Raw genomic sequence first — 13,079 nt, 5'->3', positions numbered from 1 at the left:
AGTTATATTTGTAAACAGCACCTGGTGACTGTATGCGAATTGTTTACAGTGAGGAAAACCTGTTATTGCACCTGGAGAATTGGGGCTTTCAAGGAGGGGGTTGAGGCAGAAGAATCCGTAACACCTGCGGCTGGAATAAACGGTGTTAGGTTTCCCCCTCCCCTTGCGGGAGGGGGAGAGCTGGGAAACGGGTTGATTTGCTGACAGGAGGGAGCGGCCCGGGGGCGAATGAAGCCGGGACTCAGTGGCCGGAAGAGTCGTCGTTATGCTTCTTTTGTAGCTTCTTGTACAGCCACTGCCGAGAGATGCCGAGCAGATCGGCGGCCTGCAGCTTGTTGCCGTTGCAAAACTCGATGGCGGCCTCGACCAGCAGCTTCTCGAACTCCTCGACGATGGCCGGAAGCGGCTTGCTCCCGAGCCTTGCGCGCAGGTAGGGGCCGATGTCGTGCGGGATGCCGGAGCTGCCGTCCTGGATCATCCTGGAGAGCTGTTCCGGGAGGTGCTCCTTGAGGATGAGCGGACCGGTCACCACGTTGAAGGCGCTCTCGATCACGTTGCGCAGCTCCCTCACGTTCCCCGGCCAGTCGTAGTGCATGACCACGTCGCGGGCCTCCAGGCTCAGCGCCTGGACCTCCAGCCCGAACTCCTCGTTGAACTGCTGGATGAAATTTATGCTGAGGGCGCGGATGTCCTCCTTGCGCTCCCTGAGCGCGGGGATGCAGAGCGTCACCACCTTGAGGCGATAGTAGAGGTCCTGCCGGAACTTCCCCTCCCGCACCAAGGCCTCGAGGTTGCTGTTGGTGGCGGCGACCACCCTCACGTCGACCGTTTTCGGCGCGTTGCTCCCCAAAGGTGTCAGCTCCCTCTCCTGCAGGACCCGCAGCATCTTCGCCTGCATGTACAGCGGCATGTCGCCGATCTCGTCCAGGAAGATGGTCCCCAGGTGCGCCTGCTCGAATTTCCCCAGCTGCCCCCCTTTCCTCGCCCCAGTGAAGGCTCCCTCGGCATAGCCGAAGAGCTCGCTTTCCAGCAGATGTTCCGGAATGGCGGCGCAGTTGACCTTGACGAACTGGGCGTAGCGGCGGTTGCTGGCGGCGTGGATGGCGTGGGCGAAAAGCTCTTTCCCGGTCCCGCTCTCCCCCAGGAGGAGGATGTTCGAGTTCTTGGAAGCCACCCGCAGCAGGGACTCTTTCAGGTCCTGCATCTGCTTGCTCTGCCCGACGATGCTGTTCACGTCGTAGCGCGACATCGATTCCTTGCGCGCCACGTTCCCGGCCGCCGCGCGCGTCTCGGAGGCGCCCTGCAGCCGGTTGGCGATCAGCGTGATCTCGCGGATGTCCTTGAACAGGATTTTGCCGACCCCGCCGATCACCTGGCCGTCCTTGACGATCGGATAGAGCGAGGCGTAGACCTGCTTGCCGTTCAGGTAATGGGTGATGCCGATCTGGGGGGTGGCGGTTTCCATGACCGCCGGCAGCTTCGAGGACTGGGAATTGGGGTAGGCATCGCTGACGTGCTTGCCGATGATGGCGTTGGGGGTGGTGTCGAGGATGTCGGCGAAGGCCTGGTTGACCATGACCACCACCCCTTCCCGGTCCACGATGACGATGCCGTCGTAGTTGAGATCGAGGGAGGCGCTACCCGACTGCAACAGGGCTCTCAAATCGATGGAGGGATCGGGGAGTTGTTCCGGAAGGAGCCGCAGGACGGACAAAATCCCCCCCACCAGCTGCTCCGACTCCATGGTCGGGAGAAAGTCGCAGACCAGACGCCTCTTGCCGACCTGCAGCACCTGATTGTTGAAGACGGTGCCGCTTCTCATCAGGGTGCTGAGCTCGGAGAGATCCGCCACCTCGTCGAGCCCGCACCCCAAAAGGCTCTCCGCGGGGATCCCTATCAGGTCAGCGGCGGCCGCGTCGAGGTAGGTGATGCCGAGATCGGCGTCCAGCCTCACGATGCCCGAAGCGTCACCGCAGCCGGTAGTCCCTTCCATCCCCGTTATGTCAGCGACCTGCACCATAAGCGCCTTCTCTTTCTTCCTTCATGACCTAGGTGACTGGCTCCGCCCTGGGGGACTGGCTCCGCAAGTGCCTGTCCCCCTTCTCTGCCTCCCTCCCACCTGCGGTATCAATGGAGGGGGAGCGCTGGAATCGGACTGCTTTTGATGCCATTAGGAGTCATTTGTATACATGAAATCCGGCGTTTCCGTCAATACATACAGCACGGGCTGGGTCAGCTGGCAACCGCTGCCAAGTCGATCCGCTCCGGATGGCTGTAGACATCGAAGCGGTCCGCCCGCACGTAGCCGATCATGGTGATCCCCGCTTCCTCGGCCATTTTCACGGCGGTCCCGGTGGGTGAAGTGCGCGAGGCGACAACCGTGATCCCCAAAAGCGCCGCCTTGGCGATCAGTTCGGTGGAGACGCGCCCCGAGGTGACCAGCATCATCCCTGAGAGGTCTATTCCCTTCATGAGCGCCTCTCCCGCGATGCGGTCGATAGTATTATGGCGCCCGAGGTCCTCGGAAAAGAGTACGACGTCTCCGTCGCCTACCGCGGCCGAGTACATGCCGCCGTGGGCCTGGTACCCCTGCGCCTTCCGGGCCAGCCCGTCCATCATGGAGAAGACGGCGGCGGGGGTGTAGGTTTTCCCGTTTTCTACGGCGCTTTGCGCGGCATCGACCCTAGGGACGGAAAAACTAATGCCGGTGCCGCAACCGGAGGTGAGGACAGGCTTCAGCTTTTCCGGAAGCTCCTTTTTAACCTGGGCGCTGGCGATGCCGTGATCGTCGCAGACCGAGAGGGCGTTGAAATCCTCGACCCGGTCCACGAGCCCCTGCAGCCTGAGAAACCCGGCAACCAGGAAACGGAGCTCGTGGGGGGAGGCGATCAGGGTGGCAAGCTCCCTGCCGTTCACGTGCAGAACCACGGGGACCTCGGCCACCACTTCCCTCTCAGCTGCGGTAACGGCCCCTTTTTCGTAACGATAAACAGAAGCCATCCTATCCCCCTATCCCTGCCATGACGAAGGGCGCTACGACGCCGGCTTCCTCGTCGAACCGGTGACGGCCTGGCTTGTCGTGGACGATGCGGCGGATCCCGTCGCGTAGCGAGGCATCGTCGCCGGAGGCCAGAAGCGGTCCTAGATCCACCCCTGCCCCGGACAACAGGCACCCCTTGGCCACGCCTGTGGCGGTCACCCTGAGCCGGTTGCAGGCGTCGCAGAAGTGACCGGTCATCGGGGTGATGACCCCGAGCGAGCCGACAGCGCCCTTAACTCTGAAGTTCTTGGCCGGTCCCGAACGCTCGTTTCGCTCCAGCTTCTCGATCAGGAAACGCTCCGCGATCCGCTCCAGCACCTCGCTCCCCGGAATGCAGAGCGAACGCCAGTCGGCCGCTTGGCAGGTAGGCATGTACTCGATGAACCTCACCGCGTAGGGGCGCTCCAGTGTGAGCCGCACGAAATCGAGGATTTCGTGGTCGTTGACCCCGCGCATCAGCACCACGTTTATCTTGTGCGGCGGGAAACCGGCCCGCTCGGCCGCCTCAAGCCCCGCGAGCGCCGCCTTGAGATCGCCGCCGCGGGTGATCTTGGCGAAGGTCACAGGGCTCAGGGAGTCGAGGCTGATATTCAGGCGCTGAACGCCGGCATCTTTAAGCTCCCGGGCCATTCCCTGCAGGAGTGTTCCGTTGGTGGTCAGCACCAGCTCTTCGAGCCCCGGTATCAGCGCCAACCGTTTAAGGAAGGGGACAATCCCCTTTCTCACCAGGGGCTCGCCGCCGGTCACCCGGATCTTCTCTATCCCGACGGCGACCGCTTGCTTCGCGACCCGCAAGAGCTCCTCGTAGGAGAGCACCCGGTCCTGGGGCAGGAGCTTTACACCCTGGGCCGGCATGCAGTAACTGCAGCGGAGGTTGCAACGGTCGGTCACGGAGAGCCGAAGGTAGTTGATGCGCCTGCCGTGAGCGTCGATGAGTGACACGATCTCCTCCTTTGCCGCGAGGCGGCGTCACCCCAGGTTCAAAAGTTTGGCCGCGTTGCCGCCCAGTATCGCCGCAACACCTTCCGGCGGCAGCGGCAGCCCTGCTATGGCGTCCATGTTATGCCGGATGCGCGGCATTCCAGGCCAGTCACTGCCGAAAATGGTTTTTCCCGTGTTGCGAGCCAGTTCGGGGAAGTAAGTCATGAGCTTCGCGGGGGGGAGCCCCGAAAGCTCCATGTAGACGTTTGGATGCAGCTTGGATAAGAAGAAGGCGCGGTCATACCAGAAACCGCGCCCCGAATGGGCCATGACCAGATTCAACGAGGGGAAGTCGACGGCCACATCGTCCAGATGCAGGGGATTGGCGTATTTCAGCCTGGTTCCCTTGAAGACCGAGGAACCGGTATGGATCAGGACGGGGATGCCGAGTTCCTCAGCTGCCCGGTACAGAGGGTACATCCTCGAATCGTTCAGGTAGTAGTGCTGGTAGCTTGGGTAGAGCTTTATGCCCCGGAACCCTTCGCTTTCGACCTTGCGGCGCAACTCCGCGGCCAGATCGGTGTGCAGGTAGGGGTTTATGTCGCAAAAGGGGATCAGACTCCTCCTGCCGTGGCAGAAATCGCGCACCGAGTCGTTGCTGCAGATGCCGGTGGTGACGGGGGTGAGCTCGGCGAGGATGCAGGCGTAGTCGACCCCTTCCTCTTGAAGCAGTGCCTCGAAGGCGCCCGGGTCACTGTAGCGGGCCACGTACTCCTCGTACCCCACGGGGTGGGCAATCCGCATCCAATCCACCACCCACGGGTGCAGGAAACCGTCGTACGTGGCGAGGTGCACGTGGAAATCGATCCTGAGGGGTTTCTCTTCGGTTGCCGGCATGGTTTCTCCCCCTTACATCCGTTTCAGACCCGTTCCACCACGGTGGCGATCCCCTGCCCAAGGCCTATGCAGAGCGAGATCACGCCGTAGCGGGCGTTACGCCGCCGCATCTCGTGCACGAGCGTCGCGGTGATGCGGGCGCCGGTGGAGCCGAGAGGATGGCCGATGGCAATGGATCCGCCGTTCACGTTCACCTTGGCCGGGTCTATCCCCAGCTCGCTCATGCAAGGTATGGCCTGCGCCGCGAAGGCCTCGTTCAGCTCGAAGAGGTCGATATCGCCGATGGTCAGCCCCGCCCTTTCCAGAGCCTTCCTTATGGCCGGAACCGGGCCGAGCCCCATGAACGAGGGGTCGCAGCCGGCGACGGCGCTGGAGAGAATGCGCGCCAGCGGCCGGTAGCCGAGCTCTCGGGCAAGCTCCCCTTCCATGAGGAGCACGGCGGCGGCGCCGTCGTTGATGCCGCTGGAATTACCCGCGGTGACGCTGCCGTCCTTCTTGAAGGCGGGGGAAAGTTTGGCGAGTTGCTCCAGCGTCACGTCCGGGCGCGGGAACTCGTCCCGGTCCACGACCTTCGGGTCCCCCTTCTTCTGCGGGATGACGACCGGAACCAGCTCGTCCTCGAACTTCCCCGCGGCCTGGGCCTCGCCCCATTTCCTCTGGGTCGCCAGCGCGAACTCGTCCTGCTGCTCGCGGGTGATGCCGTAGCTGCGCGCCACGTTCTCGGCGGTGTCCCCCATTCCTTCCTTGGCATACGGTTCGGTCATCCGGGGGTTGGTGAAGCGCCACCCGATGGTGGAATCGAACACCTTGATGTCGCGCGAGAAGGGGGAATCGGCCTTGGCGAAGACGAAGGGTGCGCGGGTCATGGACTCGGTCCCCCCGGCGATGAAGATCTTCCCCTCCCCCACCTTGATGGCCTGGGCGGCGCTGTTGATGGCGTTCAACCCCGAACCGCAGAGGCGGTTGATGGTGTGCCCCGCCACCGAGTGCGGGAGCCCCGCCAGGAGCGCCGCCATGCGCGCCACGTTGCGGTTGTCCTCTCCTGCCTGATTGGTGCAGCCAAGCACCACGTCCTCGATGAGCCCGGGGTCGAGCTTGTTCCGCTGCACCAGCTCCATGATGCAAAGTGCCGCCAGGTCGTCCGGGCGGACGTCCTTCAGCGCGCCTCCGAATTTCCCCACCGGCGTCCGCACCGCATCGACGATAACCGCTTCTCGCATTGCAACCTCCATATCTCGGCCGCGCCCCCGAAAGGGGGACAGGCTACTTTTTTATTTTGAAAAGTAGCCTGTCCCCTTTTGCGAAGGGGCGGCAATTTTCAAAGCCGGCAAGCCAACTTATAGATCTACTGGTCCCCGAATCGCTCAAGATCCCTCTCCGGCGGGTTTCCCCGCCGCATTGGGGGTTAAGGGGGACAGGCTACTTTTTGATTTCAAAAAGTAGCCTGTCCCCTTTTTCGTCAGATGTACTGGCCGGAATCGACCCGGATCACCTCGCCGGTGATCTTCCCCGCCGCATCGGAGAGGAGGAAGGTGACCGCGTTGGCGATGTCCTCGGGTTTCGCCAATTCCGGGAGCAGGCACTCGTTTCTGGCCCGGTCCAGGATCTCCTCGGGAAGCGCCAGCGCCATGTCGGTCAGGACCATTCCCGGCGCCACCGCGTTCACCGTTACCCCTTTGGGGCCCAGCTCGCGGGCGAGCGTCTTGGTGAGCCCAATGAGCCCGGCCTTGGAGGCGGAGTAGTTGGCCTGGCCGAACTTGCCGCGGATGCCGTTTATCGAGGTGATGTTGACGATGCGACCGTAGCCTGCGTCCCTCATCCCGGGGGCGAGAGCCCGCGCCATGTTGAAGGCGCCGGTGAGGTTCACCCCGAGGACGGAGCTCCACTCATCGTCGGACATCTTGAAGACGCTGCGGTCGCGGGTGATCCCCGCGTTGTTCACCAGGAGGGTCACCGGCTCAGGAATGGCGGCGACCGCGGCAGCCACGCTCGCCGGGTCGGTGATATCCACCTTGTGGAACTGGTAGTCCTCCGCCCCCTCGCCCGGCGCCACGTCGAAGACGTGCACGCGCGCCCCGTGGCTTAAAAGCGCGCGGGTGATGGCAAGGCCCAGGCCGCGCGCACCGCCGGTGACCACCGCGGTGCGTCCGTTGAAGTTGAGAAAGCTGCTCATGTGCCCCCCTGTCGGCTCTAACTATGGTTTGGACTCTGGGGGACTGCCGCGGGTGATAGAACGGCAGCCCCCCTTACTCCCAGGGTCGGGAGACGAGTTCGTTGGACTAGCGGTCCTGCCAGGTAGGCTGCCGCTTTTCGATGAAGGCGGTGAGGCCTTCCACCGAGTCGTGAGTCTTCATCATCTCCTCGAGGTAGAGCTTCTCGACGAAGGAGATCTTGGCCCTGATCCTTGAGGCCTTGTCCTGCCGGGCCGCGCGCACCGCGTAACGCAGCGTGCTGGCGGAAACCGGGGCCAGGTGCTTGTCGAAGTAATCCAGGGCCGCCTGGTCCGGGTCCTCGGCGATGACCGATACGAGCCCCATGAGATGCGCCTCCTCGGCGCTCACGCTGCGTCCAGAGAAGAGGAGGTCCTCCGCCTGGGCCTGCCCGATCCGCTCAGGTAAGAGGCAAGAAGCGGCAGGGGCGAAAACGGCGAGCTTTATCTCCGGCTGCCCCAGCTGCGCGTTGGGTGCCGCGAAGATCAGGTTGCAGGCGGCGACTACTTCGAGGCCGCCCCCCAGGCACTGGCCGCGCACCGCAACCAGCACTGGGACCGGGCTCTCGACGAGCTTCAGCACAAGCGCATGCAGCGACTTCAGCATCTGGGCGCAGGAGTCGGGCATATGCTCGTCCACGCTGGCGCCGAAGCTGAAATGCGGCCCCTCCGCGGTGAGCAGCACCCCCCTCAGGCGGGGTTCTTTCAGGTGCTGGTCCAGCGCCTGCAGGAGCGCCCCGATCATGGCCGCGTCGACGATGTTCGCCTTCGGACGAGCGAGGGTGAGTTTCAAAAGGCGGCCGTCGCGCTCAAGAGACACCTTGAGCGGCGAGTCGGCTGCGGCGGTTTGCGGTGCTTGGGTAGCGGCTTGGCTCATGGCGTCCTCCTAGGAAAGACCCGGCACTAAGATGGCGCGCCTGGTGAGCTTGTGGGCATGTGCGGAGGCAAACACCTGGTTGATGTTGTCCAGGGGATGCTTCTCGATGAACGGCGTCAGGGCGACCTTTCCGTCGAGCACGAGGTCGAGCGCGGCCGGATACAGTTCGGTCAGACAGCCCCAGTTCCCAAGGGCCCTGGCGTGGAACGCCATCAGGTTTGAGAGGCGCAGCTCGATCTTGTCCATGGTGAAGCCGACGACGGAGAGGGTGGCCCCGTAGGTGAGGAGGCTGAAGGCGGTCTCCTGGCCGGGGGTGCTGCCGGAGCATTCGAATATCTTCCAGCAGGTCTGCTTCAGCCCCTTCGCCTTCACGAAGTCGTTTATCGCCTTCTTCAGTTCCTTGCCGGCGATCTCGCGGGAGTTGAGGGTGAGCGCCGCGCCGTGCTTGCCAACGTTTTCCAGCTTCACCGGGTCCACGTCGATGGCGATGACGGTTGCGCCGAGAGCGTTGGCCACCTGCACCGCGTAGCCGCCTACCCCGCCCACGCCGATCACGATGGCGACGTCGCCGGGCTGGACCTCGGCCTGCACCGCTGCCTGGTAAGGTGTGGTCACCGCGTCGGCCACGACCGAGATGTCGGCAAGCTCAAGCCCTGCCGCGGCGAGGCGCTTCTCGTCGACCGGGCAGAGGGTCTTAGCCGGAACCACGATGTGGGAGGCGAAGCCGCCGTGGATGTCGTTGCCGGGCATCTGCTGCGCGCGGCAGATGGTGCCGTGACTGGAGAGGCAGAGGTCGCATTCGCCGCAGGGGATGACCGCCGGAATGAGCACCGCCTTGCCAACCCACTGGCCAGCCCCCTCGCCCGCCGTGACCACGCGGCCGCTGATCTCGTGCCCCAGCGTGAGCGGTGCGGGGTGGTTGAAGCGGACGCCGCTGTAATAGAAACCAAGGTCGGTGTGGCAGACGCCGCAGCCGGCGACCTCGACGACGACTTCTCCCGCGCCCGGCGCAGGGGCGAATTCACCCTTTTGCATCGGTTCACCGACGGCGGTCATGGACCAGCGATACGCTGACTTGGACATAAAGCTTCCTCCTTGCTTAAAGTGGTTTTTTATCGAATCGTTTTCGGTGGCAAATCCTGTTATGGTAAATAAGTACCACAATGCTTATTTAGCTGTCAAGGGGATATCTTTTCAGGAAAGGAAAAAATAAAACAGTTTTTGTGGAAATTGAGACAAGGGGAATGCGGAGGCTTAAACGGTCAGGTTCAGCGACGGTCCAGGCGCCGATGGACCTCCCTCACCCCCGCCCCTCTCCCAGAGGGCGAGGGGAGACAGGCAGCTCCTCCTGGTTCAATCCCCCTCCCCTTGCGGGAGGGGGCTAGGGGGTGGGGGTAGGTGGTTAGAACCGGTATTCCACATGATAGGTCTCGGTCTCCGGGGAGTGCACCAGGGTGTGCCCGAGGCCTCTGTGGTAACGGAGCATCGCGGCGTTTTCCGGGAGGATCTCGGCGCAGAAGCCCTCGATTCCCTGCTCTTTGGCGTGGCGCTCCAGCTGGCGCAGCAGGTAGCCGGCGAGCCCTTTCCTGCGGTAATCCTGGTGCACCACCACCGCCGTCTCCGCCATGTTGCTCCGGGGGTTGACCTCGTAGCGAGCCACCGCCACCATGCATTCGGCCTGGTCCTCGTGGCGAAAGGCGGCCAGCGCCATGCGGCCGCTATAGTCGACGCAGACTTGCTTTGCCGCTTCAAGGTGCGCCATCTGCAGCTTCGGACCGAAGAAGCGGTGGTAGACCGTCTCCGCGTCGAGGCTGTAGAAGAACTCCTGCAGCGTCCGCTCGTCGGTCGCCTTCAGGGGCCTCACCTGCATCGTCATTCCTCCGAAGGATCTATCCTCCTCCAGGTTCGCCGGGTACTTGTCCAGCGCCTGCCGCCACACCTGCTCGTCCTCGTAAACGTAGTGCTTCTTCTTGACGAAATCGAGCAACTCCCGGCGGTACTCCGGATGGGCTATGGAGATAAGCGCCAAGGCGCGTTCTCTTATGGTCTTCCCGTGCAGGTAGGCGATGCCGTACTCGGAAACCACGTAGTGGGCGTCGCCGCGGCTGGTGACCACGCCCGCGCCGTCGTCGATCCGATGCACGATGCGGCTGATGCTCCCGTCCCGGGCGGTGCTGCGAACGGCGATGATCGGCTTCCCCCCCCGGCTCATGGCCGCGCCGCGCGCGAAGTCCACCTGGCCGCCGATGCCGCTGTAGAACTGGTATCCGATGCTGTCGGCGCATATCTGCCCGGTCAGGTCGACCTGCAGCGCCGAGTTTATCGCCACCACCTTGTCGTTCATGGAGATGACCCTGGGGTCGTTGACGAAATCGGATGGATGGAACTCGACGCCGACGTTGCCGTCGACGAAGTCGTACAGCTTGCGGCTGCCGATGACGAAACTCGCCACCGTCTTCCCCGGATGCACCCGCTTCAGACGGTTGGTGACGTTCCCCTCTTCGATGAGCGGGATCAAGGCGTCGCTGAACATCTCGCTGTGGACCCCCAGATCGCGTTTGTCCGCTATGAACTGCAGCACGGTGCTCGGTATGGTGCCGATCCCCAGCTGCAGGCAGCTCCCGTTTTCCACCAGCCGCGAGATGTGGTACCCGATCTGCTGCTCCACCTCGTCGGGGGCCTTCGCCTCGGAGACAAGAATCGGATGGTCCGTCTCCACCAGAAGGTCCAGGCGGCTTAGGTGTACGTAGCTGTCACCGCAGGTGCGCGGCATCCGCGGGTTCACCTCGGCGATCACCAGCTTCGCCCGGTCGAGCGCGGCCCGCTGGATGTCCACGTTCACCCCCATGCTGCAGTAACCGTGTCGGTCCGGGGGCGACACCTGCAACAGCGCAGCCTGGTTCCCCCTCTGGCCCGACCGGATCAGTTCCGGGATCTCACTCAGGAAGATGGGGGTGTAGTCGGCCCGGCCGTCGCACACCGCCTGACGGATATTTTCACTGATGAAAAAGGAGTTGTGCCGCAGCCTTCCGGCATCCTTGCCGTTCAGGTATTGCCCAGTGCCAAAGGTGAGGAGCTGGATCAGTTCCACGTCGTGGAACCGGTCGGCCTGCCGCGCCAGCGCGGCGACGAGCTCCCCCGGTACCGCGCACCCCGACCCGAGAAAAACGCGCCACCCCGACTGGAGATGACGTACCGCCTCGTCCGCGGTGGTCAGCCGGTCCCGATACAACTGCTTTAGTTCTTCGTTCATCGCCTGCCCCCTCTCCCGCCGTTTCCCAGCATCCCGCCGCGCCCTCAGTTTTTTACACGGACCCTCAAAACGTTACACGAAGTTTCCCCAACAACATTAGTTTTCAACAGTGTTACAAACTTCAGCCAAAGCAATCATTACACACTTTCAATAGCTTACAAGTTCTATTCCATTTTACTAGACACTGACGCCTCTTTGGCCCGTGGCATGCAAAACATTATTTTACTTTTTCAAAATAATTCCCACGCAGCCATAACAAGGAGGTTTCCCATGCCCTACAACCTGAATCTGCCCGAGACATTCAACGCCGCGGATTTCTTTGTGGACCGCAACATCCGCGAGGGGCGCGGCGAGAAGATCGCGGTGCTCTGTGAGGAGCGCTCCTTAACCTATAGCCAGATGCAGTCAGGGATGAACCGCATAGGGAACCTCCTCAAAGGGCTGGAGGTCCGGATGGAGGAGCGGGTAGCGCTCCTTTTGCACGATACCGAGGTGTACCCGCAGGCGTTCTTCGGCGCCATCAAGATCGGCGCGGTTCCCGTCTGCCTCAACACCATGAACCGCTCCCAGGACTTCCAGTTCTACCTGAACGATTCGCGCGCCCGGGTATTGGTGGTCGAGTGGCCGCTCTTGGAGCAGATCATTCCCATCCGCGAGAACCTGCAGTTTCTCAAGCACATCGTGGTCGCCAACGGCCCCGCCGCGGGGAGTTGCCTGAGCCTCGGTGAGCTGATGGCCTCTCAAAGCGACCAGCTGGAGACCGCTTCCACCTGCCGCGACGACGCCTGCTTCTGGCTCTACAGCTCCGGCTCCACCGGCTCCCCCAAAGGGACCGTGCACCTGCAGCACGACATGGTGTACGCGGCGAAAACCTACGGGCAGAAGGTGCTCGACATCAAAGAGGACGACGTCTTCTTCTCGGCGGCGAAACTCTTCTTCGCCTACGGCCTCGGCAACGGGATCTATTTCCCCTTCTGCGTGGGCGCTACCGCCGTCTACCTCCCTTCGCGGCCGACACCAGCGGACGTCTACGCCACGGTGCGCCGCCACCGCCCCACCCTCTTCTTCGGCGTGCCGACCCTGTACGGTCAGATGCTTGAGGAAGAAGGCGCCATGGGGGGAGTCCGCTTGTGCGTCTCGGCCGGGGAAGCGCTCCCCCCAGCCTACCTGCACCGTTTCAAGGCGCGCTTCCAGCTGGACATCCTCGACGGCATCGGTTCCACCGAAATGGCGCACATCTTCATCTCCAACAGGCCCGGCGAAATCGCCCCCGGCAGTTCGGGGAAAGTCGTGCCGGGTTACGAGGCGCGCATCGTTGGGGAGGATATGCACGACCTCCCCGCCGGCGAAATCGGCACCCTACTCGTCAAGGGTGACAGCGCCGCCGCCTTCTACTGGAACAAGCACGGCAAGAGCACCGAGACCATGATGGGGCAGTGGCTCAACACCGGCGACAAGTACGTCTGCGACGAGAAGGGCTTCTTCCACTGCGCCGGCCGCTCCGACGACATGCTGAAGGTGGGGGGGATCTGGGTCTCCCCCAACGAGGTCGAGGCCTGCCTGATCGAGCATCCGGCGGTGCTGGAATGCGCCGTCATCGGGGCGCCCGACTAGGACAACCTGATCAAGCCGATGGCGTTCGTGGTCCTGAACCAGACAAAACCCACGGAATCCATAGAGGAGGAGCTGAAGCAATATGTGAAAAAATCCCTGGCGCTCTACAAGTACCCCCGCTGGATAAAGTTCATGGACGAGCTGCCCAAGACCGCCACCGGCAAGATCAAACGTTTCGAGCTGCGCAACATGCTTGTGCAGCAGCAGGCCGCCTGATTCCGGCACCCGCCCCCACCCCCTGCCCCCCTCTCGCATGGGGAGGGGGGAC

Annotated in this window: 11 protein-coding genes; 2 read left to right on the top strand and 9 right to left on the bottom strand. The window is 63.0% G+C overall.

From position 1 onward, the window contains the following. Positions 1–241 precede the first annotated feature (241 nt). The 9 genes from GBEM_RS07230 to GBEM_RS07190 form a co-directional block, all read right to left on the bottom strand. Positions 242–2,020 carry a sigma-54-dependent Fis family transcriptional regulator gene (locus tag GBEM_RS07230; RefSeq protein ID WP_012529869.1) on the bottom strand — a complete coding sequence of 593 codons (1,779 nt, stop codon included), beginning with the start codon at positions 2,018–2,020 and terminating at the stop codon, positions 242–244. A 212-nt stretch (positions 2,021–2,232) separates the two neighbouring features. Further along, complete coding sequence (gene fdhD, locus GBEM_RS07225) at positions 2,233–3,000, bottom strand: formate dehydrogenase accessory sulfurtransferase FdhD (protein WP_012529868.1); 768 nt, start codon at positions 2,998–3,000, stop codon at positions 2,233–2,235. 1 nt (position 3,001) lies between these two features. After that, entirely contained in the window at positions 3,002–3,982 is a 981-nt protein-coding gene (gene moaA / locus GBEM_RS07220; RefSeq protein ID WP_012529867.1) for a GTP 3',8-cyclase MoaA, read from the bottom strand. A 27-nt stretch (positions 3,983–4,009) separates the two neighbouring features. Then, complete coding sequence (locus tag GBEM_RS07215) at positions 4,010–4,858, bottom strand: amidohydrolase family protein (protein ID WP_012529866.1); 849 nt, start codon at positions 4,856–4,858, stop codon at positions 4,010–4,012. Positions 4,859–4,881: 23 nt separating this feature from the next. After that, on the bottom strand, positions 4,882–6,078 hold the full coding sequence (locus GBEM_RS07210) for a thiolase family protein (protein WP_012529865.1): 1,197 nt from the start codon (positions 6,076–6,078) through the stop codon (positions 4,882–4,884). 239 nt (positions 6,079–6,317) lie between these two features. Further along, the gene (gene fabG / locus GBEM_RS07205; protein ID WP_012529864.1) at positions 6,318–7,031 is read right to left on the bottom strand and encodes a 3-oxoacyl-ACP reductase FabG; all 714 of its coding nucleotides are present in this window, start codon (positions 7,029–7,031) and stop codon (positions 6,318–6,320) included. Between the two features lie 106 nt (positions 7,032–7,137). After that, positions 7,138–7,944 (bottom strand): cyclohexa-1,5-dienecarbonyl-CoA hydratase, encoded by an 807-nt coding sequence (locus GBEM_RS07200; RefSeq protein WP_012529863.1) that lies wholly within the window; start codon positions 7,942–7,944, stop codon positions 7,138–7,140. A gap of 9 nt (positions 7,945–7,953) precedes the next feature. Next, positions 7,954–9,027: a 6-hydroxycyclohex-1-ene-1-carbonyl-CoA dehydrogenase gene (had, locus tag GBEM_RS07195; protein WP_012529862.1), complete on the bottom strand. Its 1,074-nt coding sequence runs from the start codon at positions 9,025–9,027 to the stop codon at positions 7,954–7,956. A 319-nt stretch (positions 9,028–9,346) separates the two neighbouring features. Next, positions 9,347–11,197, bottom strand: coding sequence for a bifunctional acetyl-CoA hydrolase/transferase family protein/GNAT family N-acetyltransferase (locus GBEM_RS07190; RefSeq protein WP_012529861.1), 1,851 nt, complete (start codon positions 11,195–11,197; stop codon positions 9,347–9,349). Positions 11,198–11,467: 270 nt separating this feature from the next. Here GBEM_RS07190 and GBEM_RS07185 point away from each other — a divergent pair, with 270 nt between their 5' ends. Beyond that, the gene (locus tag GBEM_RS07185) at positions 11,468–12,811 is read left to right on the top strand and encodes a benzoate-CoA ligase family protein (protein ID WP_226373939.1); all 1,344 of its coding nucleotides are present in this window, start codon (positions 11,468–11,470) and stop codon (positions 12,809–12,811) included. An 18-nt stretch (positions 12,812–12,829) separates the two neighbouring features. After that, positions 12,830–13,027: an AMP-binding enzyme gene (locus GBEM_RS22180; RefSeq protein WP_226373938.1), complete on the top strand. Its 198-nt coding sequence runs from the start codon at positions 12,830–12,832 to the stop codon at positions 13,025–13,027. Positions 13,028–13,079: the final 52 nt, after the last annotated feature.

Source organism: Citrifermentans bemidjiense Bem, from assembly GCF_000020725.1.
Lineage (GTDB): Bacteria > Desulfobacterota > Desulfuromonadia > Geobacterales > Geobacteraceae > Geomonas > Geomonas bemidjiensis.
Note: the sequence above shows the minus strand (reverse complement) of the source record. Positions and strands in the feature narration are given on the sequence as shown.

Excerpts from the sequence above, each read along its gene's own strand:
- GBEM_RS07190 (WP_012529861.1), bottom strand. The coding sequence starts at position 11,197 with ATGAACGAAGAACTAAAGCAGTTGTATCGGGACCGGCTGACCACCGCG.
- GBEM_RS07185 (WP_226373939.1), top strand. The coding sequence starts at position 11,468 with ATGCCCTACAACCTGAATCTGCCCGAGACATTCAACGCCGCGGATTTC.
- had (WP_012529862.1), bottom strand. The coding sequence starts at position 9,027 with ATGTCCAAGTCAGCGTATCGCTGGTCCATGACCGCCGTCGGTGAACCG.
- fdhD (WP_012529868.1), bottom strand. The coding sequence starts at position 3,000 with ATGGCTTCTGTTTATCGTTACGAAAAAGGGGCCGTTACCGCAGCTGAG.
- GBEM_RS07215 (WP_012529866.1), bottom strand. The coding sequence starts at position 4,858 with ATGCCGGCAACCGAAGAGAAACCCCTCAGGATCGATTTCCACGTGCAC.
- GBEM_RS22180 (WP_226373938.1), top strand. The coding sequence starts at position 12,830 with ATGGCGTTCGTGGTCCTGAACCAGACAAAACCCACGGAATCCATAGAG.
- GBEM_RS07230 (WP_012529869.1), bottom strand. The coding sequence starts at position 2,020 with ATGGTGCAGGTCGCTGACATAACGGGGATGGAAGGGACTACCGGCTGC.
- GBEM_RS07210 (WP_012529865.1), bottom strand. The coding sequence starts at position 6,078 with ATGCGAGAAGCGGTTATCGTCGATGCGGTGCGGACGCCGGTGGGGAAA.
- fabG (WP_012529864.1), bottom strand. The coding sequence starts at position 7,031 with ATGAGCAGCTTTCTCAACTTCAACGGACGCACCGCGGTGGTCACCGGC.
- GBEM_RS07200 (WP_012529863.1), bottom strand. The coding sequence starts at position 7,944 with ATGAGCCAAGCCGCTACCCAAGCACCGCAAACCGCCGCAGCCGACTCG.